30 protein-coding genes are annotated in these 22,566 nt (G+C 65.3%); 11 read left to right on the top strand and 19 right to left on the bottom strand.

The window, feature by feature from the left end; genetic code table 11:
* Nucleotides 1–5: 5 nt before the first annotated feature.
* From ACH49X_RS23585 to dtd, 3 genes are all read right to left on the bottom strand, one after another.
* The gene (locus ACH49X_RS23585) at nt 6–500 is read right to left on the bottom strand and encodes a YbaB/EbfC family nucleoid-associated protein (RefSeq protein WP_195080391.1); all 495 of its coding nucleotides are present in this window, start codon (nt 498–500) and stop codon (nt 6–8) included.
* A gap of 20 nt (nt 501–520) precedes the next feature.
* The gene (locus tag ACH49X_RS23590; RefSeq protein WP_195080390.1) at nt 521–844 is read right to left on the bottom strand and encodes a hypothetical protein; all 324 of its coding nucleotides are present in this window, start codon (nt 842–844) and stop codon (nt 521–523) included.
* 184 nt (nt 845–1,028) lie between these two features.
* Complete coding sequence (gene dtd, locus ACH49X_RS23595) at nt 1,029–1,472, bottom strand: D-aminoacyl-tRNA deacylase (RefSeq protein WP_195080389.1); 444 nt, start codon at nt 1,470–1,472, stop codon at nt 1,029–1,031.
* 166 nt (nt 1,473–1,638) lie between these two features.
* On the opposite strand from dtd, the gene ACH49X_RS23600 reads away from it, so the two are divergent.
* From ACH49X_RS23600 to ACH49X_RS23615, 4 genes are all read left to right on the top strand, one after another.
* On the top strand, nt 1,639–3,162 hold the full coding sequence (locus ACH49X_RS23600; protein WP_323124515.1) for a hypothetical protein: 1,524 nt from the start codon (nt 1,639–1,641) through the stop codon (nt 3,160–3,162).
* A gap of 345 nt (nt 3,163–3,507) precedes the next feature.
* Nucleotides 3,508–3,966, top strand: coding sequence for a DNA-directed RNA polymerase subunit beta (locus ACH49X_RS23605; protein ID WP_357106639.1), 459 nt, complete (start codon nt 3,508–3,510; stop codon nt 3,964–3,966).
* Nucleotides 3,963–4,394 (top strand): DUF4254 domain-containing protein, encoded by a 432-nt coding sequence (locus ACH49X_RS23610; protein ID WP_195080387.1) that lies wholly within the window; start codon nt 3,963–3,965, stop codon nt 4,392–4,394. The genes ACH49X_RS23605 and ACH49X_RS23610 overlap by 4 nt, the downstream gene beginning before the upstream one ends.
* A gap of 38 nt (nt 4,395–4,432) precedes the next feature.
* A complete protein-coding gene (locus tag ACH49X_RS23615) occupies nt 4,433–5,230 on the top strand; it encodes a class I SAM-dependent methyltransferase (protein WP_357207668.1) in 798 nt (265 codons plus the stop codon).
* A gap of 435 nt (nt 5,231–5,665) precedes the next feature.
* Here the strand turns inward: ACH49X_RS23615 and map are convergent, their stop codons facing one another.
* From map to rpsH, 9 genes are all read right to left on the bottom strand, one after another.
* Nucleotides 5,666–6,463, bottom strand: a complete 798-nt coding sequence (gene map / locus ACH49X_RS23620; RefSeq protein WP_357207671.1) for a type I methionyl aminopeptidase — start codon at nt 6,461–6,463, stop codon at nt 5,666–5,668.
* A gap of 29 nt (nt 6,464–6,492) precedes the next feature.
* Nucleotides 6,493–7,038, bottom strand: a complete 546-nt coding sequence (locus tag ACH49X_RS23625; RefSeq protein ID WP_067807905.1) for an adenylate kinase — start codon at nt 7,036–7,038, stop codon at nt 6,493–6,495.
* Nucleotides 7,035–8,357, bottom strand: a complete 1,323-nt coding sequence (gene secY, locus ACH49X_RS23630; RefSeq protein ID WP_195045194.1) for a preprotein translocase subunit SecY — start codon at nt 8,355–8,357, stop codon at nt 7,035–7,037. Before secY ends, ACH49X_RS23625 begins: the two co-directional genes overlap by 4 nt.
* A gap of 173 nt (nt 8,358–8,530) precedes the next feature.
* On the bottom strand, nt 8,531–8,974 hold the full coding sequence (gene rplO, locus ACH49X_RS23635) for a 50S ribosomal protein L15 (protein ID WP_039795561.1): 444 nt from the start codon (nt 8,972–8,974) through the stop codon (nt 8,531–8,533).
* A 1-nt stretch (nt 8,975) separates the two neighbouring features.
* A complete protein-coding gene (gene rpmD / locus ACH49X_RS23640; protein WP_039795559.1) occupies nt 8,976–9,155 on the bottom strand; it encodes a 50S ribosomal protein L30 in 180 nt (59 codons plus the stop codon).
* Complete coding sequence (rpsE, locus tag ACH49X_RS23645) at nt 9,155–9,814, bottom strand: 30S ribosomal protein S5 (protein ID WP_039795557.1); 660 nt, start codon at nt 9,812–9,814, stop codon at nt 9,155–9,157. The genes rpmD and rpsE overlap by 1 nt, the downstream gene beginning before the upstream one ends.
* Nucleotides 9,815–9,884: 70 nt before the next feature.
* The gene (gene rplR, locus ACH49X_RS23650) at nt 9,885–10,292 is read right to left on the bottom strand and encodes a 50S ribosomal protein L18 (protein ID WP_323124516.1); all 408 of its coding nucleotides are present in this window, start codon (nt 10,290–10,292) and stop codon (nt 9,885–9,887) included.
* Between the two features lie 2 nt (nt 10,293–10,294).
* Nucleotides 10,295–10,834, bottom strand: a complete 540-nt coding sequence (gene rplF / locus ACH49X_RS23655) for a 50S ribosomal protein L6 (protein WP_067807914.1) — start codon at nt 10,832–10,834, stop codon at nt 10,295–10,297.
* Between the two features lie 12 nt (nt 10,835–10,846).
* A complete protein-coding gene (gene rpsH, locus ACH49X_RS23660; RefSeq protein WP_039795549.1) occupies nt 10,847–11,245 on the bottom strand; it encodes a 30S ribosomal protein S8 in 399 nt (132 codons plus the stop codon).
* A 283-nt stretch (nt 11,246–11,528) separates the two neighbouring features.
* Here rpsH and ACH49X_RS23665 point away from each other — a divergent pair, with 283 nt between their 5' ends.
* The 3 genes from ACH49X_RS23665 to ACH49X_RS23675 are packed head-to-tail and all read left to right on the top strand — an operon-like array spanning nt 11,529 to nt 12,941.
* On the top strand, nt 11,529–12,182 hold the full coding sequence (locus tag ACH49X_RS23665; RefSeq protein WP_357207674.1) for a Uma2 family endonuclease: 654 nt from the start codon (nt 11,529–11,531) through the stop codon (nt 12,180–12,182).
* A 55-nt stretch (nt 12,183–12,237) separates the two neighbouring features.
* Complete coding sequence (locus ACH49X_RS23670) at nt 12,238–12,486, top strand: CopG family transcriptional regulator (protein ID WP_195080383.1); 249 nt, start codon at nt 12,238–12,240, stop codon at nt 12,484–12,486.
* The gene (locus ACH49X_RS23675; RefSeq protein ID WP_357207677.1) at nt 12,483–12,941 is read left to right on the top strand and encodes a PIN domain-containing protein; all 459 of its coding nucleotides are present in this window, start codon (nt 12,483–12,485) and stop codon (nt 12,939–12,941) included. The genes ACH49X_RS23670 and ACH49X_RS23675 overlap by 4 nt, the downstream gene beginning before the upstream one ends.
* Nucleotides 12,942–13,128: 187 nt before the next feature.
* On the opposite strand, the gene ACH49X_RS23680 is transcribed toward ACH49X_RS23675, so the two are convergent.
* Together ACH49X_RS23680 and ACH49X_RS23685 are read right to left on the bottom strand one after the other, a co-directional pair.
* A complete protein-coding gene (locus ACH49X_RS23680) occupies nt 13,129–13,338 on the bottom strand; it encodes a hypothetical protein (protein ID WP_195080382.1) in 210 nt (69 codons plus the stop codon).
* Nucleotides 13,335–13,940 (bottom strand): hypothetical protein, encoded by a 606-nt coding sequence (locus tag ACH49X_RS23685; protein ID WP_357207680.1) that lies wholly within the window; start codon nt 13,938–13,940, stop codon nt 13,335–13,337. The genes ACH49X_RS23680 and ACH49X_RS23685 overlap by 4 nt, the downstream gene beginning before the upstream one ends.
* 680 nt (nt 13,941–14,620) lie before the next feature.
* Between ACH49X_RS23685 and ACH49X_RS23690 the strand changes: the two genes are divergently transcribed.
* Nucleotides 14,621–15,520, top strand: a complete 900-nt coding sequence (locus tag ACH49X_RS23690) for a helix-turn-helix transcriptional regulator (protein ID WP_195080380.1) — start codon at nt 14,621–14,623, stop codon at nt 15,518–15,520.
* Complete coding sequence (locus ACH49X_RS23695) at nt 15,510–15,716, top strand: DUF397 domain-containing protein (RefSeq protein ID WP_195080379.1); 207 nt, start codon at nt 15,510–15,512, stop codon at nt 15,714–15,716. The genes ACH49X_RS23690 and ACH49X_RS23695 overlap by 11 nt, the downstream gene beginning before the upstream one ends.
* A 649-nt stretch (nt 15,717–16,365) precedes the next feature.
* Here ACH49X_RS23695 and ACH49X_RS23700 read toward each other — a convergent pair.
* The 4 genes from ACH49X_RS23700 to ACH49X_RS23715 are packed head-to-tail and all read right to left on the bottom strand — an operon-like array spanning nt 16,366 to nt 18,653.
* Nucleotides 16,366–16,779 (bottom strand): hypothetical protein, encoded by a 414-nt coding sequence (locus tag ACH49X_RS23700; RefSeq protein WP_195080378.1) that lies wholly within the window; start codon nt 16,777–16,779, stop codon nt 16,366–16,368.
* On the bottom strand, nt 16,779–18,092 hold the full coding sequence (locus tag ACH49X_RS23705) for a polymorphic toxin type 24 domain-containing protein (protein ID WP_195080377.1): 1,314 nt from the start codon (nt 18,090–18,092) through the stop codon (nt 16,779–16,781). Before ACH49X_RS23705 ends, ACH49X_RS23700 begins: the two co-directional genes overlap by 1 nt.
* On the bottom strand, nt 18,089–18,388 hold the full coding sequence (locus tag ACH49X_RS23710) for a WXG100 family type VII secretion target (RefSeq protein ID WP_195080376.1): 300 nt from the start codon (nt 18,386–18,388) through the stop codon (nt 18,089–18,091). Before ACH49X_RS23710 ends, ACH49X_RS23705 begins: the two co-directional genes overlap by 4 nt.
* A gap of 10 nt (nt 18,389–18,398) precedes the next feature.
* Nucleotides 18,399–18,653, bottom strand: coding sequence for a WXG100 family type VII secretion target (locus ACH49X_RS23715; RefSeq protein ID WP_281875575.1), 255 nt, complete (start codon nt 18,651–18,653; stop codon nt 18,399–18,401).
* 13 nt (nt 18,654–18,666) lie between these two features.
* Here ACH49X_RS23715 and ACH49X_RS23720 point away from each other — a divergent pair, with 13 nt between their 5' ends.
* Both ACH49X_RS23720 and ACH49X_RS23725 read left to right on the top strand, forming a co-directional pair.
* Nucleotides 18,667–19,266: a hypothetical protein gene (locus ACH49X_RS23720; protein WP_357207686.1), complete on the top strand. Its 600-nt coding sequence runs from the start codon at nt 18,667–18,669 to the stop codon at nt 19,264–19,266.
* Nucleotides 19,267–19,858: 592 nt separating this feature from the next.
* Nucleotides 19,859–20,518, top strand: a complete 660-nt coding sequence (locus ACH49X_RS23725; protein ID WP_195080373.1) for a hypothetical protein — start codon at nt 19,859–19,861, stop codon at nt 20,516–20,518.
* Nucleotides 20,519–20,785: 267 nt separating this feature from the next.
* Here ACH49X_RS23725 and ACH49X_RS23730 read toward each other — a convergent pair whose 3' ends face one another.
* Nucleotides 20,786–22,339, bottom strand: coding sequence for an acyl-CoA carboxylase subunit beta (locus tag ACH49X_RS23730; protein ID WP_195080372.1), 1,554 nt, complete (start codon nt 22,337–22,339; stop codon nt 20,786–20,788).
* Nucleotides 22,340–22,566: the final 227 nt, after the last annotated feature.

Here is a 22,566-nt window from a genome sequence, read left to right on the forward strand (position 1 = left end):
CGAGCTCACCAGCTGGAATCGGTGACCGATCCACCACGATCGCGCTCTACGGTCTCGGTGAAGCGCATGCCGCTGCCGTCGGAGAACTCCCTGCGCTCCCGCGCGTTCGGCGGCGTCGTCGGGGCCGGGACGGGTTCCGGCGCGCGCAGGTCGGGCATGCCCTCCACCAGGTCGGACAGCTTCGGCATGCGCGCACGATGAGTATCCAAGGGAGCCATCAGCTCTCGCGTCTTCCGGGCCACATCGGCACTGGCCTGCTGCGCGGCCTCGGTGACGGCCTTGGCGATCTCGGCGTGGCTGAGATCTTCGATATTCGGCCCGAACTGGGTGTCGATGACCGTGTTGTCGGCATTCACGACGACCGTCACCCGCTTGCCGCGCACCGTGGCGCGGCCGGTCAATTCCGCGCGCTCCTGCTGCAACCGCGCGATGATCCGCATCTGTTCCTGGACGCCGTCGAGGATGTCGGCCAGCTCCGCTTTGGCTTGCTCGTTCGTCATCGGTCGGTGCACCCCCGGGATCAGCGGATACCGTCGCGGTTGCCGTGCTCCATGTCGCGCAGCAGATTCGCGGTCTTCGTCTGTCCTTCGCTGAAGTTCTGGAAGGTGCCGGCCACGTTGCGGGCGCCCTTGATCAGGTTGTCCCTGGTCGTGGTGTAACCGCCGGAGCCGTCGGGGCCGTTGGCGAAGTTGCGGCCGATAGTATCGTTGCCCCAGCAGTTTCCGCGCGCGGCGATCGACGCGCTCAATCTGTCGATGATGCCGTTGATCCGGTCCTCGACGTGCCCCGTCTTCTGGGCCGCCTTGCGGAACAGATGCTCGTCGAATTCGACATTGTCCGCCATCGCGTCCGCTCCTCCACCCTCGAGTCCTTCCCACCCACGGTAACACCGGATGACTAATCCCCAGTGACGCCAATATGAACGGCAAATTCCTCGATGTTTGCGGGTAGGCTCCGCACCCAGGTCCAGCAGGTGCGAGCCCGTCAGATGTGCTCGGCGCCCCCGATTTTCGGGGCAGGACGGCGACTCACAGCTCCAGCAGCACGGTGACCGGACCGTCGTTCACCAGCTCGATGCGCATGTGCGCGCCGAACCGCCCGGTCGCCACGGTTGCGCCGAGTTCGCGCAATGCCTGCGCGAAGTGCTCGACGAGGGGTTCGGCGACAGCGCCGGGCGCGGCCGCCGACCAGGACGGACGCCTGCCCTTCTTGGTGTCCGCGTACAGCGTGAACTGGCTGACCACCAGAATCGGCGCGCCCAGATCCGCCGCCGAGCGCTCCCCGTCGAGGATGCGCAGCCGCCACACCTTGTCGGCCAATCCCCGCGCGGTCGCCTCGGTGTCGGAGTGCGTGACGCCGACCAGGGCGACCAGGCCGTGCGGGAGGCCGTCGGCAGCCGGGTCGATCCGGCCGACGACCTGCTCGTCGACGGTTACCCGGGCCGAACTCACGCGCTGTAGAAGGGCTCGCACAACCGTCGATCATGCCTTCCGCCGATGCGGTGACGGCCGCCTGGGTCACCGCACGCCGGACAACCCGGTCTGCCTGGCGGGATACAGGTGCGCGCGGGCGGCAACCGTGACAAACTCGGTGCGCAGAAGATTGTGTTGCGCGGTTGCCGCGCGTTGGCGGAGGATCATGCTGGAAACGAGGAGCGCGATGGATCTGGACGCGATGGAGCGTCAGATCGCGGCGGATCGGTATGCGGCCCTCGACCGGACGGTCGAATCCGAATTGCGCTTGGCCACCTCGCTCGGCGAACTCGCCAAGGGGCTGATCGCCACCAAGAACAACGGCTCGACGCGCGACCGCACGCGCGAAGCGCTGGCGCCCGCCGAAGAGGCGGTGGCGATCCGCCTGCGCCTGCTGTCCAGGGGGCAAGTGCTCACCGCCCGCCTCGCCGGGGAGTTGAACGACGCGCTGCGCTCCTTCGAACAGGCGGCGCGGCACAGCGGCCGCAGGGAACTGGCCACCACGACGATCCGGCGCGCCTGCGACGTCTACCGGCAGGTGGCGCGCGAGCATCCCGAGGTCGCGGGCCCGTGCGCCGACGGCCTGTCCAAGTGCGGTGTCTGGCTGGGCAGGCTGGACCAGGACGCCGCCGTGGCCGCGACCGAGGAGGCGGCCCGCATCCGCGCCGCCTTGGCCGCGGCGAACCCGGAGCTGTCCGGCAAGTACCTGGCCAGTTTGAGCACGCTGCTGCGCACGCTCATGGTCGGCCGGTCGCGCAAGCAGGCCATCGCGATGTACCGGGAGCGGTACGCCGCGTTCACCTCCACCAGCATGTCGATCCGGCTGCGCGCCTGCGGCATCCAGGACCTGGACCTCACCCCCAAGTCGCACCGGGCCCTGGTCGAATTGGGTTGCCGCACCCTGGAGGGAGCCGGACGGCTCACCCAGCAGCAGATCATGTTCAAATCCTCCGGCGACCTCTCGACCGTCGAGGAGATCAACTGGAAGCTCGCCTTGGTGGGCCTGCGCCCGCTCGCGCCGGGCACCGAGCAGGACCAGCCGTCGACGCCGGTGCAGATCGGTTCCACCTTCGGCGCGCTCAGCGTCTACCTGCCGGAACGGGACGCCATCGCCCAGGTGCGCGCAGCGATCATCGCGGCCTACGCGGTCGACGACGCCTATCCCCTCGACCGGGACAGCTATCTCGGTACCCCCGAGTCGAAGTGGAAGATCCGTGAGCCGAAGCTGAACACCTCCACCACCCTCGGCGACGACATCGTGCTGATCGACCAGCCCTACGGTGGCTGGGTGACGGTCATGAGCCTGAACTGGGAACTCACCCCGGTGGCGAAACATCCGCTGGCACTGCGCCTGTCCCAGGACTGGCCCGTCGCGGCGATCACGGTCACCGAGGACGTGGCCTACGAGTTGTGCTGGTACGAGCGCGGCGCGGCCACCCAGTACGCCGCGCTCGGCCGTCCGGCCGGCCAGGCTCCCCTCGACAAACCGCTCGCACCACTGGATTTCGAGACGCTGGCCCTGTACAACCCCGATCGGGCGACGGAGAGCAAACTGCGCGCGGCCTTCGGCAACACGAAGGCCTTCGCCAACCTCACCTACCTGCCGGATTGCGGCCTGCGCCAGATCACTGCCGACACGCCGTTGTCCGAGCACGGCGACCGCGTGCTGTTCTTCCGCACCACACCCTGATCCGCTGTCGCCGCACCGATTTGCGGCAAGGTAGCACATCCGTCAGCGGGGGGCGGTGAACAAAATACCCGGCGCGCCAGCCCCGCATCGCCACAGGTCATTTGACCAGGAAACCGTACTCCGAGTTGAACGCGCCGTCGCGCCGCGCGTCCTGCTGGTTACCGCACTCACGGGTAACCAGCAGGCAAACGAATTTCTCGAGAACTAATTGAACGGAATGTTTGATCCGCTCCATGGAGTGCTCTACTGAAACAACGCCCGCACGATGTACCGGATCGCAGCACCGATGCCGCAGCGCCGTCCGGGCGGCTTGGAAAAAGTCACACGAAGCTACCCGAGGGCCCTATGGACCAACTGGCGTTGGCGGACACCCCGACCGCCCGATGCGCCTACTATCGACACACCTGCGACCTGCCCGCCGGAGTTCATCCGGAGATAGGCCGAATCGTCCTGCGCGCCGGATTCGTCGGCGCGATCACGATGCCCGCCGCGTTGGGGCAGAATGTGCGCGACGATCTCGTCCATCGCCGCATAGCGTTGGGCCCGATCATCTCTCACGTCCGGTCCAAACGATGGACGTTCCTCACCCGGCCCGACTTACCCGACGACGTCCGCCTGTTCGCCGAGCTGTTCCGCCTGAACGTCTCGATCGTGCCGAGCGGCGGCGAGATCGCCCTGCCGTCCCCCGCGGCGGCCGACGCCGACTACCGGCACTGGATCGTTCCTCCGGAGAACGGTTTCCGTCCCGCGGGCTCATCCATCGTCGATGCCGTGCGGTCCTGCACCAGAACGGTCAGGCGATGACCACCGGCGCGGTTCTTCCGGCGAAACATCAAGTGCTGCAAGCCTGCCGAGGCGAAATGCAGGAGAGCAACCCGCTGCTGCGTTGTGCGCACGAACTCACCACGTTGCACGAACGCAGGTTGAGCGCGGCACACGATGCGCTCGACGAGATAGACGCGTTGCGCGCGAGCCTGATTCGCGACATCGACCGGTGGATCACCGTGCAACTGCCCCCCGCCCACGGCGCGGCGCACGTGCACACCGAGACCGTCGGCGCGGTGATCGATCGCCTGGCCCAGTTCACCGCGAACGCCTACGCGGCGCTGGCCAGCGCTTCGGAATGGGATCTGTGGGACGCCTGGCAGCGTTTGGCCGAACTGGCCGTCGGCTACGACGACCTGGCCGCCGAGGTCTGCGCGGGCGTGCGCAGGCTGCCCGGCGCGTCTTAGGTTCCCGCGCGCGGCTCCCCATCCGTAGAGTCGAACGGATGGGGAGTCCGGACGACCACGACGAGAAGCTCGCCTTGCACGCCAGGAGAGCGAGTTCGTTCGGCGCGCACGCCGCCGCGTACGCCGAACACCGACCCGATTATCCGGCCGCGTCCATCCGCTGGGCGCTGGCCGCCGTCGCCCACCGGCAGCCGCCGACCGTCCTCGACCTCGGCGCAGGAACCGGCAAGCTGACCGAGGGCCTGCTCGAAGCAGGCGCCACCGTGATCGCCGTCGAGCCGGACGAGCACATGCGCGGTGAGTTGCACCGGCGCTTCCCGCACGTCACCGCCCACGCCGGTACGGCCGAAGACATTCCGCTCCCGGACGATTCCGTGGACGCGATAGTCGCCGGACAGGCGGTCCACTGGTTCGACTTGGACCGGGCCTATCCGGAGTTGCGCAGAGTCCTGCGGCCCGGCGGCGTTTTCGCCGCCCTGTGGAACACCGACGACAGCTCCGTGGACTGGGTCGCCGGGCTGAAAGCAGTGGCCGGATCCAGCGCGTCCACCGCACAGCCGCCGGGCGGCCGAGTGGTTCTACCCGCGCATCCGTTGTTCCGGGATCACGAGTTCGAGCGTTCGAGCTTCCCGCACCGGTATCGGCGCACCGCCGAGTCTTTGACCGCGACCATCGGCACGCAATCGCACACACTGGTCATCTCGCCCGAAGAGCGGGCCGAGGTGCTCGGTCGGATCATGGCCTATCTGCGCGAGAGGCCGGAGACGGCGGAGGGCGAGTTCGATCTGCCCATCGTCACCTTGGCACTGCGGACAATCCTGCGTCCCGCCCACTGAACGGCTACTTACGCATACGAAATAGCCAGGCCAGAGCGCCGCCCACCCTGCAACGAAGCCCTCGATGCAGGCGGAATCGCAGCGAACTGCGGAGTGCGCCAAGTCGATTCGAGTAGCGGCCTACTCACGTCAACCCCGCCTGCGCGGCCATACGCTGACGGCATCGTTCAGAACAGTCCCGAAACCCAAGGAGAAGTAACCGTTCCACCCCGCACGGGCACTGACTGGGCCCACCGCTTCGGCTCGACACGAAGGACGCGGGCGCAAGGAACGACGTCACCGATCCAGCGCACGCTGGGTATCGCCCGGGGCGTGTCGGCGCATGGTGTCGGCACGCGGAGACGCGGCGAGATCGACCAGGGCATCCTGGCGTCGGTGCGGCTCGTTTCCTCGCCGCGCAGTGTGACCGAACCGAACCGTCCGACGGCCCGCCCGCTACTCCGGACGCAGTGTCAGGATCCGGGGTCCGTTCTCCGTGACGGCGACCGTGTGCTCCCAATGTGCCGCACGACTGCCGTCCACGGTGACCACGGTCCAGTCGTCGTCGAGCACCTTCGTCTGGGTGGTGCCGAGCGTGAGCATCGGCTCGATCGCCAGCACCGAGCCCACCACCAGCCTCGGGCCCTTACCCGGCTCCCCCTCGTTGGCGAGGAAGGGATCGAGGTGCATCTCGCGCCCGATGGCATGCCCGCCGTAGCCGTCGACGATGCCGTAGGCGCGCCCGTGCTCCTTCTCCGCCGCCCGGGTACCGAGCTCGATGGCGTGGGAGACGTCGGTCAGCCGGTTGTCGGGCAGCATCGCCGCGATGCCGGCCTCCATCGACGACTTGGTCGCCGCACTGAGCAACCGATCGGCCTCGATGATCGTGCCGACGCCGAAGGTCCAGGCCGAATCACCGTGCCAACCGTCGAGAATCGCGCCACAGTCGATGGAGACCAGGTCGCCCTCGGCGAGGATTTCCTCGGCCGTGGGAATCCCGTGGACAACACGGTCGTTCACCGATGCGCAGATGGACGCGGGAAAGCCGTGGTAGCCCTTGAAGGAGGGCACCGCGCCTGCATCCCGGATCACCTGCTCGGCGACCTCGTCCAGTTCCAGGGTGGACACCCCGGGCTTGGCAGCGGCGCGCACGGCCACCAAGGCGCGGCCGACGATCGCGCCTGCCGCCGCCATGGCATCCAGTTCGCCTGCCGTCCGGAACGGCACGACCTTCTTCTTGCGGTTGAAGACCATCCGGCCTCAGCGCTCCATCGTCGACCGGCTCAGTGACCCAGCGCGCGCAGCGCCCGCGCGTTGACGTCGTCGACCTCGCCGACGCCGTCCACCGAGACGACCAGGCCGTCGTAGTGATCGAGCAGCGGCTCGGTCTCCTCGCGGTACACCCGCAGCCGGTTGCGGATCACGCTCTCGTTGTCGTCGGCGCGGCCGCGCGCGAGCATCCGCTCCACCACGGTGTCCTCGGGCACGACGAACCGCAGCACCGCGTCGAGCTTGGTGTTCATGTCCTTGAGGATCTTCTCCAGCGCGTCGGCCTGATCGACCGTGCGCGGGTATCCGTCCAGGACGAAGCCGTTGACGGCGTCGGGCTCGTTGACCCGCGCCTCCACCATGCGATTGGTCACGTCGCTCGGCACCAGGTCGCCCGCGTCGAGGTACTTCTGCGCCTCGCGGCCGAGCGGGGTCTGCTGGCTGATGTTCGCGCGGAACAGGTCCCCGGTGGAGATGTGCGGAACGCCCAGCTTCTCCGACAGCAGGACGGCCTGGGTGCCTTTACCGGCGCCCGGCGGACCGAGCAGTACAACTCTCACTTGAGGAACCCTTCGTAATTTCGATTCATCAGCTGGCTCTCGATCTGCTTCACGGTGTCCAAACCGACGCTCACCATGATCAGCACCGCGGTACCGCCGAACGGAAGGTTCTGCGTACCGCCGGAGGCGCCGATGTCGAGGAACAGGTTCGGCAGCACCGCCACCAGACCGAGATAGATCGAGCCGGGCAGGGTGATGCGGCTCAGGACGAAGTTGAGGTAGTCGGCGGTCGGCTTGCCGGGACGGTAGCCCGGGATGAAGCCGCCGAACTTCTTCATCTCGTCGGCGCGCTCCTCCGGGTTGAAGGTGATCGCGACGTAGAAGTAGGTGAAGAACACGATCAAACTGAAGTAGATCGCGATGTACACCGGGTTGCCCGGATTCACCAGGTATTTCTGGATGATCTCCTGCCACCAGCTCGGATTCTGGTTGTTCTGCGACCCGGTCAGCTGCGCGATCAGGTTCGGCAGATACAGCAGCGACGAGGCGAAGATGACCGGGATGACACCCGCCTGGTTCACCTTCAGCGGCAGGTAGGTCGAGGAGCCGCCGTACATCTTCCGGCCGACCACGCGCTTGGCGTACTGGACCGGGATCCGGCGCTGGCCCTGCTCGACGAAGATCACCGCGGTGATGATCGCCAGCGCGGCGACGCACACCAGACCGAAGACCAGACCGCCCCGGCTGTCCAGGATCGCCTTGCCCTCGCTCGGGATGCGGGCGGCGATGCCCGCGAAGATCAGCAGGGACATGCCGTTGCCGATGCCGCGCTCGGTGATCTGCTCGCCGAACCACATCACCAGCGCCGCGCCCGCGGTCATCACGAGCACGATGATGATCATGCCGAAGATGCTGGTGTCGGCCAGGATGTCCTTCTGGCAGCCCTGCAGCAGCTGGCGGCGGGCCGCGAGCGCGACCAGACCGGTGGCCTGCAGGATCGCCAAGGCGATCGACAGGTATCTGGTGTACTGCGTCATCTTGGTCTGGCCGGATTGGCCTTCCTTGCGCAGTTCCTCGAACCGCGGGATGACGACGGTGAGCAGCTGGATGATGATGCTCGCGGTGATGTAGGGCATGATGCCGATCGCGAAGACCGACAGCTGCAGCAGCGCACCACCGGAGAACAGGTTGATCAGCTGGTAGATGCCGCCGGACTCACCGCCGGAGACCAGGTCGATGCACTCCTGGACCGCCTTGTAGTCGACGCCGGGGGACGGCAGCGAGGCACCGAGCCGGTACAACGCGATCAACCCCAGCGTGAAGAGAATCTTCCGCCGTAAGTCCGGAGTCCGGAAGGCCGATACGAAGGCGGAAAGCACTGATCCTCCTGGCGAACGACATGGTCATGACATGGATGTTCAGCGATGTCCCTGCTCGACACTGATGGGACGCCGAAAACCACGACGAGGCTTGGGCAGACAACAATTGAACTCTAACAGTGGCACCGGACGAGCTGCTCACTCGTCCGGCGCCGCTGTCATGCAGAGTACCGTCAGCCCAGCTCGGTGACGGTGCCACCGGCGGCGGTGATCTTCTCCTTCGCCGCGCCGGTGACCTTGTCCGCGGTCACCTGGACCGCGACGCCGATCTCACCATCGCCGAGGACCTTGACCAGCTGGTTCTTGCGAACCGCGCCTGCGGCCACCAGCTCGGCCTTGCCGACCTCGCCGCCCTCCGGGAACAGCTTCGCGATCTTGCCGACGTTCACGACCTGGTATTCCGTGCGGAACGGGTTCGTGAAGCCCTTCAGCTTGGGCAGCCGCATGTGGATCGGCATCTGCCCGCCCTCGAAGGCGGCGGGGACGTTCTTGCGCGCCTTGGTGCCCTTGGTACCACGGCCCGCGGTCTTGCCCTTGGAGCCCTCACCGCGACCGACACGGATCTTCTCGGTCTTGGCGCCGGGAGCCGGACGCAGGTGATGCAACTTGATGGTCATGTCAGACCTCCTCAACGGTCACGAGGTGGCGCACGACGTTGATCAGCCCGCGGTTCTGGGCGTTGTCCTCGCGGACCACGGTCTTGCGGATACCGCGCAGACCGAGGGTCCGAAGGCTGTCCCGCTGATTCTTCTTGGCGCCGATCGAGCTCTTGATCTGGGTCACCTTGAGATCTGCCATTACTTGACACCTCCGGCAGCCTGGGCGCGCGCACGCAGCATGCCCGCAGGGGCGACGTCCTCGAGCGGCAGGCCACGGCGGGCCGCGACCTCTTCCGGACGCTGCAGCTGCTTGAGGGCGGTGACAGTCGCGTGCACGACGTTGATGGCGTTGTCGCTACCGAGCGACTTCGCCAGAATGTCGTGGATACCAGCGCATTCCAGCACGGCACGGGCCGCGCCGCCCGCGATCACACCGGTACCGGGCGAAGCCGGACGCAGCATGACCACACCGGCGGCCGCCTCACCCTGAACCGGGTGCGTGATGGTGGAGCCGATCATCGGGACGCGGAAGAAGTTCTTGCGAGCCTCTTCGACGCCCTTCTGGATGGCCGCGGGAACTTCCTTGGCCTTGCCGTAGCCGACGCCGACCAGGCCGTTGCCGTCACCGACGATCACGAGGGCGGTGAAGCTGAAGCGCCGACCACCCTTCACGACCTTGGAGACGCGGTTGATCGCGACGACCCGCTCGAGCTGGTTCTTCTCCGCGGCGTTGTCGCGACGGTCGCCACCGCCCCGACGGTCGCCGCCACCGCGACGGTCGCCGCGGCCGCCCTCGGGGGCGCTGCCATTCTGTCCGGCGGGTCCGCTTCCGCCGTCACGCCTCTGACGTCCCGGCATCAGACGTTCCTTCCGTTCATGATCAGCTGAACGCTCAGCTGTGTTTCCTGGATGCTTCGCAGGCTACGCATCAGAATTTCAACCCACCTTCGCGAGCGGCGTCGGCCAGTGCGGCGATCCGGCCGTGGTAGTCGTGCCCACCACGGTCGAACACGACGGCCTCGATACCGGCGGCCTTGGCACGCTCGGCCAGCAGGGCGCCGACCTTCTTGCTCTTGGCCGACTTGTCGCCGTCCAGCGCACGCACGTCGGCCTCGATGGTCGACGCGGCGGCGATGGTCTTGCCGACCGAGTCGTCGACCAGCTGCGCGTGCAGGTGCCGCGAGGAGCGGTTGACCACCAGGCGCGGGCGCTCGGTGGTGCCGGCGACCTTCTTGCGCAGGCGGAGGTGACGGCGCACCTTCGACAGGCGACGCTGGGTCGCCACGTCCTTGCCCAGGGGGATGCGCTTGGCCTTCTGGTTTTCGGTTTGCGCCATGATCACTTACCCGTCTTTCCGACCTTGCGGCGAACGACCTCGCCGGCGTAGCGGATGCCCTTGCCCTTGTACGGGTCGGGCTTGCGCAGGCCGTGGATGACCGCCGAAATCTGGCCGACCTTCTGCTTGTCGATCCCGGACACGGAGAACTTGGTGGGCGACTCCACCGCGAACGTGATGCCCTCGGGAGCCTCGATCGGCACCGGGTGGCTGTAGCCGAGGGCGAACTCGAGGTTCTGGCCCTTCAGCGCGACGCGGTAACCGACGCCGAAGATTTCCATCTTCTTCTCGTAGCCCTGGGTCACACCGACGATCATGTTCGACACGAGGGTGCGGGTCAGGCCGTGCAGCGCGCGGCTGCGGCGCTCGTCGTCCGGGCGGGCGACCTCGAGCTGGCCGTCCTCGCCCTTGGCGACGGTGATCGGCTCGGCGACGGTGAGCGACAGGGTGCCCTTTGGCCCCTTCACCGAGACGTCCTGGCCGTCGATGGTGACATCCACGCCCGCAGGGACGGCGATGGGCTTCTTACCAATACGCGACATAGTCCTGCTCCCTTACCAGACGTAAGCGAGGACTTCGCCGCCCACGCCCTGCTTGGCCGCCTGCTTGTCGGTGAGCAGGCCGGAGGACGTGGAGATGATCGCCACGCCGAGGCCGCCGAGCACCTTGGGCAGGTTGGTGGATTTCGCGTACACGCGCAGACCGGGCTTCGAGACACGGCGCACGCCGGCGAGGCTGCGCTCACGGCTCGGGCCGTACTTGAGGTCGACGATGAGCGTCTTGCCCACCTGTGCGTCCTCGGTCCGGTAGTCGGCGATGTAACCCTCGCGCTTGAGGATCTCGGCGATGTTCGCCTTGAGCTTCGAGTGCGGAGCCTTCACCTGATCGTGGTACGCCGAGTTGGCGTTGCGCAGACGTGTCAGGAAGTCTGCGATCGGATCAGTCATGGTCATGGTTCGACCTAGACACCTTTCTCGCCGCGGTTCCCATGCAGCGCCGCCATGCGCATCGGCATGTCCAGCGGTGGGCCTACGACAATTCGGATGGTCCGGCCGACCCTTGCCGACCGGAGGAGGTTCGATCACCCGGGCGCACGCATGCGGGCATGGAGGTGCCCAGGCAACCGCTCTAGTGTAGGCAAGGGGTTCACCGGGACAAAATCGGGGCCTGTGAGGTGCCCGCCGCACTGGACTCATGACCAGCGGAAACAGCTGGTGACCGGGCTAACATGGGCCTATGTCGAGCCCAGGCGTCGAGCGACCCGACCTCCCGGAGTCCATGACCTGGGAGGAGCTCGAGCAGCTACCCGATGAGATCGCCGGACAGATCGAACTGCGCAACGGGCGCGTCGTCTGGCGAGAGCGGGGACCCGCCGAACATCAAGCGTTCACCTTCGCGCTGACCAGCGCACTCAAGCGCTGCGCCCGCGATGGCATGGCCGAGCAGCCGAAAAGCTGGTGGCGCGTCGACTTCGAAACCAACGTCTTCTTCGGCAAGACCGGCAAGTCGGACTTCGCCACCCCCGACGTCCTCGTCTACCGCCGCCTCGATACCCCCTACCAGGACATCCGCGCCGATGACGTACTGCTTGTCGGCCACATCAGTTCTCCGGCGAACATCGCAATCGATCCGCACGAGGAGCAGCGGCGATACGCCGATGGGGGCATCCCCTGGTATTGGGAGGTGACGCTCGCGCGTAAGAAGAGGGCCATCGCGACAGTCCGCGCGTACGCCCTGGAAACCGTCCACGGCGAGCTCCCACCCGGCGTACGCCCGCTCTATCCGACGAACTATCTCCTGATCGACGAATGGTCACCGAACGATTCCGACGCCATCACCATCGACTTCCCGTTCCCCATCCACATCCCCTGGTCGGAGTTGGAGTTCTGACACGGATGGACGCTGCCTGAGTTCCAGACCCCGGCATATATGCCACAATACTCATATGCCCCTCAAGCGCACGATGGTTTACGCCGACGCTGAAGATTTAGCCGTCATCAAAGAAGCCGCTGCACGGAGTGATGTCAGTGAGGCGGAGATCATCCGTAATGCAATCCATCTGGCCGCGATGCGGGTGCGCCGCCGATCCGAACCATTGCGTTTGAGGCGTTTCGCGAGCGGCGATCCCACTCTGGCCGAACGCGTCGACGACATCCTCGCCGACAACTTCGGCGACGACGCAGACCGCCGGTGACATCGGACTTCGAGCGACCGGGAATCGTTTTCGCCGACACTTCCGGACTCATCGCCGCATTCGACACCTCGTCACCGGACAGCGACGGCGCCTTTCGGGTACTCGAACACGCTGGGCTCGTGGTCCTGTCGCCCCTGGTTCTCGCCGAGGTCGACCACGTCGCACGCCGGGAACTCGGTCCGCGCGTCTCCACGGAGATGATCGAAGATCTCACCGCCCAGGCGCGTACCGAGCACTTCGAAGTCGCTGTGGTGACTGCCGACGTTCTCGAGCAGGCCAACGCCGTCCGCAGGCTCTATCCCGACCTGCATCTGGATCTCGCGGACGCCGTGACAGTCGCCCTGGCCGCCGACTACGAGACCAACGAAGTCCTCACACTCGACCGGAGGGACTTCCGCGCGGTGACCCCGCTCACCGAGCACAAATCCTTCCGCGTACTACCGGACGATCTATAGCTGCACGGACCGCCCCTGGCTCAACCCTCCCGCGCACTCGACGCCCACAGTTTTGACTCACGAGTGGCACACCACTGCGCCATCAGCCGAGTAAGCCTCTCGATGGTGCGCCACTCGCGGTCCCATTCACACGGGGGTGGTTGTGCCCGGGTCGAGGATTGGTCCGCAGCTTGGGATGCGCCCGTCTTCACGGTTGCAAGTAGAGGCGCTCGCACGGCAAACGCGGCAGCCCGGCGGTACCGCCAGGTACAACGATGAGGTCGGCAGCAGCGCGCACCGAACGCCACTCCTTGATGAACCGCACGGCTGCGGTATGGCAAGCGGCGAAGTCGAGACTCAGGCCGCCGAGCAGCACGCGCAGGTGGACATCGGGCTCCTCCGGGCGCGGGGTGGTCATGCCCTCTCCCGCGACTCGGCGGCGGCAGGCGCGGGCTCCGTGTTGCGCGGAATCTTCGGACGCGCTCGACCGGCGGCTACCGCGTCCACCATGGCGTTGAACCCGTCCCAGTGCCGGACGTGGTGGAGCACCTGGTCCTCGGTGATTCCGCCGGGTTGCCGTTCCTCTCGGCGGCAGCGCACGAAATCCGCGGTGAGCAGGCTGACCAGCTCGCCGTAGGAGTAATGCATCTCCTCGGCGTCCGCAGCAGGCCGGTGACACGCCGTTTCGAGCAGGTCTTCCACATATCGGTCGATGGCCCAGATATGCAGGTCCATCAAATATGCCAAACGCTGGCTCATCGGATGGCCGAGCTTGCGGGTCTCGTAATGCCGGACCCACACGCCGAGCAGCCCCACGGCCGACACCATCAGCGCATCCGCCGGCGAGGTGCGGGCGTTGAAGATATCGAAGAAGGCACGGGTGTCCGGCAGGCGCAGCACATGAATCCGGTTTTCTTTCGGAGGAATTCGCGAGTCGGATGTCACCGAACTCCCCTCGCCGACGTGGACACTCCGGGGAAACCGAACGCGGACAGGTTGATCGCTCTCGGCGGAAGGCATCGGCTGATCGCCGCGACCACCACCATCGCCGAGGGGCGGAAACCGTCCCGAGGCGCCTCGACCCAATGCCGTACCGCAGGTGGGCGATCAGTCGGCGACGGCAACGCGATCACCCGACCGTGGGCGTAGACCGTGACACCAGCCCGATACAACTGGGCGAACACGGCGGTCGAGTCCGGAAGATCGGGACGCACGAGAAAGACCCAGCAGCCCGACCTCGGGTACGACACGATCGGTCCGGTAGCGCTTCCCCGCCGCCGCAGTTCCTCGCGGACCTCGTGGCCGAGATACGCCGCCATCCCCAATCCCCACACGCTCCCAGCCGGGACCGTGATGCGTCCGGTGTGCGGGTCCACGCCAGCGGCGAGTCCGCCGATACGGCGGTAGTACGCGCACCTGGTGGTGGGGGTGTCTCGAAAGGAGCCTTCCTGCATGGTGTTCCCCTGCCGTCGAATGAGTCCGAAGTGCGCCTATCGCGGATCGCTCGCCGCTTCCGAACCGACAAATCCCTGTTCAGCGGCCCGGCGCAGGCACAGCACACCAGCCGGGCAGGGCCCACTTCGACCTGATTCGCGTATTCCCGACAACTTCGCCGAAAGCCCTGGACGGCATCGAACTTCGGTGTATCAATGGATGCAGTTCAGACCGTGTGCTGGATTCATTCACCTGGGGGAAAGCCGATGACCGAAGTCGAGTCGCCGACGCTGCTGCGCCGCCAGCTCGGCAGATTCCTGCGCGAGGCGCGTGAGGGCTGCGGCCTGACGATCGCCATCGCCGCGAAGGAAGTTCAACTCAGCTTCAACGGGTTACAACGCCTGGAAACCGGACGAGCGGTGAAACCACGCCGCCAGGACGTGCGCGAACTGTGCATGCTCTACGAGGTGACCGCCGAGCAGACCGAACAGGCGGTGGGACTGGCGTCGCGCGCGGCGACGGCGCGAGACGAGGACGGCATCACGCCGCTCGGCGGACTGTTCTCGGATGCTTTCAACATGTACGTCGGGATGGAACGGTCGGCTCAGCGGCTCACTTCTTATGCGGTGCAGGTCCCTGGATTGCTGCAAACCGCCGAGTATGCCCGCGCACTGATCGGCGCTTTTCTGCACGACGGTCCTCACGAGGAGATCGAGCAACGAGTGCGTCTTCGCCTCAACAGGCAAGTGGCGGTCACCCGCAAGACCCGCCCGGTGGACCTTCACGTGCTTCTCGATGAATCAGCGGTCTACCGGGTGGTCGGCGGGCCGAAGGTGATGGCCGCACAACATCGGTACCTAGCCGATGTCAGCACCCGGCCGAACGTCACTCTGCGAATCCACCCGTACTCGGCCGGATACACGCGCGGCATCTTGCACGGCTCGTTCGTGCTCCTGGACTTCGGCACGGACAGCAGAGGAAGACCGATCGAACCTCCGGTGGTCTACCTCGACGGCGGGATGAGCAGTGATCTCTACCTGGAAAGGCCCGAATTGGTACAGCGTTACACTGAAATGGCCGACGCCATCCGACAGACGGCCCTGGACGAGAAGACCACGCGCGATCTGCTCCGCCGGGCAGCAAGGAGTTTTGACGGTGACCGCTGACCTATCCGGAGCGCGCTGGTTCAAGAGCAGCTTCAGCGAATCCAACGGCCAATGCGTAGAGATCGCCCACCTGACCAACGGCACAGTCGGCATGCGCGACTCCAAAAACCCGACCGGCCCCGCCCTGACCTTCACCCCCACCGCCTGGGACACCTTCCTGTCCGCAACCAAAAACGGCCACTTCCCTTACAGCTGAATCCCTTCGAGACCAGCCGCACCCCGCCGCCGGGCTGGACACTCCCCAACACGCCAACGAATCCACCCCGGCAATCAGCGGCCCCGCCGACGCCCACGAGTGGCACATGGCTGCGGCAAAACACGAGCAGACCTCTCACTGGCGTGCCACTCGCGGGACCTGCAACCGAAGAAGAAGCCGCAACCCACCTTCTCACGCATGCAAGTAGGGATCGTCCGCCCAAGGATCGCCATAGTTCTCGTACGGATCGCCCAGGTCCCGCAACCGCCGTCTGCCACTTTCGGTTATTCTCGCCCGGAAGATCTCACTGGAGCCGATCTCGCTCTCAGCGATGCTCAGGTATCCGGGCACCCCGTTATAACCATCGGAGATCCGCCTGATCGCTTCCTCCGCACCGACATTCCAGGGCTCCCACCCCTTGCCATCTCCAGGAAGGGCTCCGAACTCGATGTAATCCTTCGTTCGCCAATTCTTCGATAACACGGAGCACATAACTGCGCGAGTATTCTTGCGCTGCGATTTTTTCAATCGTCCCGTCGAACTCTCCGATCGGAGCCCAATCGTCCGCTACATTGCATAGAAGGAAGTTCTCCAGCTTCTCGTCATAGCAAGTGCACACCGCACAACCCCGGGTGAAAATTCCGACTCTTCATTTGTCCATGAGTTCACGCAGATTATTCAGACCTACAGCAGCGTCACGCGACAACCTGGACTTATCGATAGCCAAAGCATTGCGAAGCACAGGAAATTCCTCAAAATTATCGAGCTCGCTCAGCATATAAGCAGTGTAGTCGATATCAGGATCATTTCGGCGCCGACCCAGTTCGGCTAGAACCTCGAGCAATCCGTCTTCCCCGCCAGCGCGAACGAGTTGCTCGGCAGCGTCGACTCGCATGGTCACGATCTCGTCCTCGAGCATTATCTGTTGGAGCCGTTGTCGCGCACTGCTGAAGTGGATATACCGCCCGAGGTCAGGAATTGCTTCGATTCTCACAGCGGGATCACCACTGCGGGAGCGCGCCAATATCGACGACAGTTCGGTATCGACATCACCTGTATCCACTATGGAATCTCCTCGGGTAGCGCAGCCCGGACATTGTTTCTATCGGTGCGAGCGAATATCTCGCCGGTCTCCGGTTTCACATACTTCTGAATTTCGACGACATGAGGTGTTGGAATGGTTTGCCCCGTCGCCTTGTTGTAATGGGAATCGCCAGTCAAATCGACCCGCTTCGTCGCGACTCCGTCACTGTCATAGTACGAATAGTTCGTTATATTACCCTGGGGATCGCGTTTGACCAAGTATCCATTCGGCGGCCCATTCTGGGTTGGCAGATTTCCTCCGGTCCAAGTCTGCGCGTTGTCGAGTTCGTTCTTGAGCGACTTCGCCGGAGGCCTTTTTGCGTCGTCAGCCTTCCTCCGCAATCGATCACGCAGATCGGTGACTACCTTCCTGGCTTTGACAACGGCGTCTTTCGCTTCTTGTCTGACGCCCGCGATCTGGAGCGCCTTGCGCGCACGCCAGGCGACGATGCCGTCTTTGATCTTTCCGGCCCACTTCTGCACCGTGAGCAGCGCCTTTCCTGCGGTGACCGCTCCCGCTCCGAAGCTGATCAGAGAGAGGCCGATGGTGATCGCGGCGTCGATGGCGAGATCGGTGGCGAGCGACTTCAAGAAGCCCTCGATCTCGGCGCGGAGTTCGGTCAGCGCGTCTTTGTAGGCGAGGCAGGACTGGCTGGTCTGGGTGCAGGCGGTCAGCAGTTGGTCGATGGAGTTGGCCAGGGATTTGAGGTCGTCTCGAATATGGCCCGCGTCGTCGGCGGTCACACTGTCGAACAGACTCGCCGCGATCGTGATCTTGTCGCGGGCGTTCGTGTTCTGATAGATCGTGCCGAGACGGTCCCACGCGTCGGCCGCCTTGGCGAGCTTTCCGGTGTCGCCGTCGGGAACGGGAATGCCGATGTGGCTGATGATATTGATGCCCTTGTCGACGATCCCTTGACCAGGGCCACCAGCCGAAGCCGGGACCGAGAACGGGCCGAACACAGGCATTCCCGGGTCCGTGGGCCGGTCCGGCTGCGGTGCGCCCTTCATGGTGGCGTTCGCTTGCGCGTGCGTGAACCCGATGTCGTTGAGGGCGCTGCCGTACGCGTACAGCGTGGAGTGGACGTCCTGGAAGAATCCCACCGCTTCGTAGGCGGAGGTGTTGTACGAGCGCGCCCACTCCTGGCCGTTCTCGTCCACACCCGCCATCGATCCGCATTCGGACAGCTCCGCGAAGATGTACAGAAAGCTGTCCCGCAGCGCGGATGCGGCGTCGAAGCAGTTGATGGCCGCTTGGTAGTAAGCCTTCGGATCGACAGCCAGAGCCGTCATACCCCGAGGATCCTCAATCCCTCGGCGACAGCACCGGTATAGCCGTCGTGGGCGAGCTTCACGGCCTCCTCCAAAGCAGTGAGCCCTTCTCGGATATCCGTAGCGCCCCTCAGCCATTCGCCGTGCGCCTCACGGTAGGCCGCCATTGCCGCACCGGCCGACGCGGCATCGACCTCCTTGACTTTCTGGTCGATCGCCGCAAGCTGATCGGAAAGCAACCCCGCGAAGCCTCGAATTCTGGCGGCCAAGTTTTCGAGCTTGTCGAGATCGACCGAAAACGCCTGTTCATCGGACATACGGTCCCCCTCAGGGCAGATCGAGCGAGCTGACGCCCGCCGCGAATGATTGATCGGCGCCGCGCACGGTGTCCGCGGTGATCCCCAGCTTCTCCGCCAACTCGAACAACGCATCCCACACCCGCACCGCACCCTGATGGAACTCTTCCCACCCGGCCGCGAAAGCGCCTGCGTTACTACCGGTCCAGCTTCCCAGCATGTCCCGGACATCGGTCTCCAGCGCCGAGTACCCGTCCCGGCATTGTGTGGCGACATCGAACGCCAAGCGTCCCAACGCCTTGACCTCAGCGGTATCGATCGACAGTGATGGCTGTTCCCCCGCCACGCCTCTGCCCTCTCTACCAGCGAATGATTCAATCGAATGTACCCGAGTCGCGCTGCGGCCGTCACTGATCGGATGTGGCATCCGCCAACACGAAGAGGGGATCTTCCGCGTCACCGATGACACGATCGACATCGCCGCCGCCGACGGCAGCTCCATCGCGAGCGTTCCGCGCGCGCTTACGTTCGACCAGCACGTGATCACGTTGGAGCCGCGTGTGGACGTCAACGGCACCACGCTGGTCGCCGATGTCTCCGCCCAGGAGGTCGGCTATTGGCGCAAGACCTCGCCACGGCAGCGCAGCATCGAGGCGGGCATCGCGATGGGCGGTCTGATCGGCGGCGTCGGCGGCACCATTGTCGGCCTCGTCGTCGGCATCGCCGCGGGTGGACTGCTGCTTCCGATCAGCCTGCCGGTGAGCCTGATCGTCGGTGTAATCGGCGGCATGGCGGTCGGCGGTGCTGCGGGCGCGTCGATTCCCAACTCCGATGTTCCCGACCAGTGGGACTACCAGGAGGAGTGCCACAACAGCGGGCCGTACCGCTACTGCTGGTAGTTTGCGGCGGCAGTCGATGGGGGGCCGAAGGTCGAAGTCGGCCCTCTTCGCAACACACCAGCACCACAACGGCCGAGCTGATCCCCGCTACTCGCAGCAGGATTCGGCACATGTTCTTGGTCCTGATCCAGCAGCCCGCTCACGGCCTCTGGCACCGGCTGCTTTTGGTCGACCTGGCGCCGCCGACCTTCACCCCTCCGCACCGGCGACATCGCCGCCAACTCGACTGATCACGCGTCCGGCTGGAGTATCGAATTGCTGCGCGACGCCCATACGCACAGGTAGACCGAGGACGCACTGAACGATATCAACACGTGGGCCGGGAGCAGTGCGTCTCGATGGGCCGAAACGAGAGCTTCCCGCAGTCGCCCGAGGCGACGGCTGGGTCGGCGAAAACATTGCTTTCAGTTTGCCGAGATCTCATTTCGAACCCAATTACCGTGTCGCTCAATTGGTTCCACGTTGTGGACAATCTCACAAGGTTTGCCTTGACGGTCGCGCGATCGCTACCAATAGTGCGTTCACATCACACGAAACGACGTTCGATTCGTCCACGTGGGGGTGTCGGGGGTCGGGGAGGAGAATGAATTCAATGGTCTATCGCGCTGCAATTCGGGTCGGTCGGAAGGCGCTCATCGGTGCGCTGCCGCTGGCCGTGGCGACTACGTTCGCCGGTGCCGGAGCCGCATCGGCCACCAACTACGCCGAGCAGCAGGCGCAGCTGGCGCAGGCGATTTCTACGTCGGGCACGTCCGCGGACATCGGCTACCGCACCACGGTCGCGCCGGACCTGCGCAGCGTGTCCGCCACGCTGGACGCGGGCACGTTCCAGCTCGGCGATGCCTCGATCAAGGTCGTGGACAAGGCCGGCGCGGCGGTCACCGAGCTTCCGCGCACGCTGGCCACGCCGTCCGGTACCACCATCGCCCTGGATGCCAAGGTGTCCGAAGACGGCCGCACGCTGTCGGTGACGACACCTGAGGTCTCGGCGGCGACGGGCGCGGAACTGAAGGACATCGCGACCAATCCGGGCGCGCAGTACCCGGATCCGGTCATGAACGGTGCGGCCGCGGGCGCGGGCGTCGGTGCGGTCGCCGCCCTTATCACCTGCATTCCGACCCTGGCGATCTTCGTGGTCGGTTACGCGCTGTGCGCCGTGGTCGGCGTGGTGACCACCGCCATCCTGGGTGCCGTGGTCGGCGCGGTCGTGGGTACGGTCGCGCCGGATGTCATTCCGCAGGTGCTGCCCTGACAATCAGCGATTGATCTGCTGAGGTGAAACGCGAAAGGCGCTGCGGCGGACACGATCCGCCGCAGCGCCTTGCTTCTGGTCGTCCATGGTTCGCTACTTGGCACACGCTCGGTGGTCACACAGCCGCGCGGGCTCTGTCGCGTCCGCGACTACCGGTGACCTCAGGGCTGACATCGGTCGAGGAGGCCGCCAGATGCCTCTTCCGGCAACCTGTCGGTGTGACAGCGTTCGGCGTGCCATACGCCCAGCTGCGGAGTCAACGGGAGATCACATCGGGTACACCGGATGCTTGCGCGGGTTGAACTCCGGCTTGACCGGCGGCTTGTCCCGCAACAGGCGTAGCGCGTTCCGGATCTCCAGACGGGTCCGCGACGGTTCGATGACCGCGTCGATGTAGCCGCGTTCGGCGGCGATCCACGGGGTGGCGATCGTCTCGTTGTACTGGTTGATCATGAACTCGCGCGCCGCTGCTCGATGCTCCTCGGGCACCGCCGCCAATTGCCGCTTGCCGATGAGGTCGACCGCGCTCTCGGCGCCGATGACCGCGATCCGGGCCGTCGGCCAGGCGAAACTGATATCGGCGCCCACCTGTCGGGCCGCCATCATGCCGTAGGCGCCACCGTAAGACTTGCGCACGACCAGGTTGATGATCGGGACCGTCGCCTCGATGATCGCGCGCGGTACCCGCCCGCCGCGGATGATCACACCGTTGGCTTCCTGCTCGAGGCCCGGCAGCACGCCCGGGGTGTCCGCGACGAACACCAGCGGGATATTGAACGCGTCGCAGAGCCGGATGAAGTAGGTCGACTTGTCCGAGCAGGCGGCGTCGATGGAACCGCCCAGCACCAGCGGCTGGTTGGCGATCACACCGACCGGATAACCGTCGACCCTGGCGAACCCGGTGATCAGATTCGGGGCGAACGCGGCTCGGATCTCGTGGAATTCACCGTCGTCGAAAATCCGCAGCAGGATCTCGTGCATGTCGTAACCGGCGCGATCGGAATCCGGGATGATTGTATCGAGCTCCCGGTCGGTAGCAGTGATCTCCGGCTCCAGGCCGGGGTTCACGATCGGCGGCTGCTCGAGACAGCTCGTCGGCATGTAGCTCAGGTAGTTGCGCGCCCACTCGTAGGCTTCCTGCTCGGTGTCGGCCACGTGATGCAGGGTGCCGCGTTTGGCTTGGACCTCGGCGCCCCCGAGCTCCTCGGCGGTGATGTCCTCACCGTTGACGGCTTTGATCACCTCCGGCCCGGTGACGAACATGTAGGAATCCTTGGTGCCGATGAGCACGTCGGTGTTGATCGGCCCGTACACCGAACCCGCCGCGCACTTGCCGAGAATGATCGACACCTGCGGCACATACCCGGACAGTTTCTCCAACACCCGCGAAATATCACCGAACGAAGCGATCGAACCCACCGCGTCCTGGATACGCGCACCGCCGGAATCATTGATCGTCACCACCGGGCATGCGTTGTCGAACGCGAGTTGCAGCGCCCGCATGAACTTTCGGGCGGACGTGATACCGACCGACCCGCCGTACACGGTCTGATCGTGGGCGATCACCACCACCGGACGGCCCCCGATCAGGCCGCGACCGGTGACCAGCCCGTCACCGTAGAGAGCATCCGGTCGGTCGGGCTGACGAGCCAACGCACCGGTCTCGATGAATGTCCCGGGGTCGAGCAGCATGTTCACACGCTGGCGAACGCTCGGAACGCCCTTCTTCTCCCGCTTGGCGACACCGGCCTCACCCGCCGGTTCCGCAGCAATCGTCAGGATCTTGACCAGTTCCTCGAGCTTCGCCTCGGTACCTGTCACGCTCGCCGCCACCTTCCGAACCAACTGTTGTGCCCCCGCGACGTTAAGCGTTATCGACACAAAACGTGTCATCGAACTGGATATCCCGGACAAATCACAGCCGAGGTCGGCCACACATCAGATCCTCGACAGTCAGGGGAACGAAGGACTGGCAAGACGCCGTTGCATGGCGATGATCGTTTCGGGCGATTCGAAGGCACGGTCGCGGCGGCCGACGGTGAGCCGGC

Source organism: Nocardia sp. NPDC019323, from assembly GCF_044389845.1.
Lineage (GTDB): Bacteria > Actinomycetota > Actinomycetes > Mycobacteriales > Mycobacteriaceae > Nocardia > Nocardia implantans.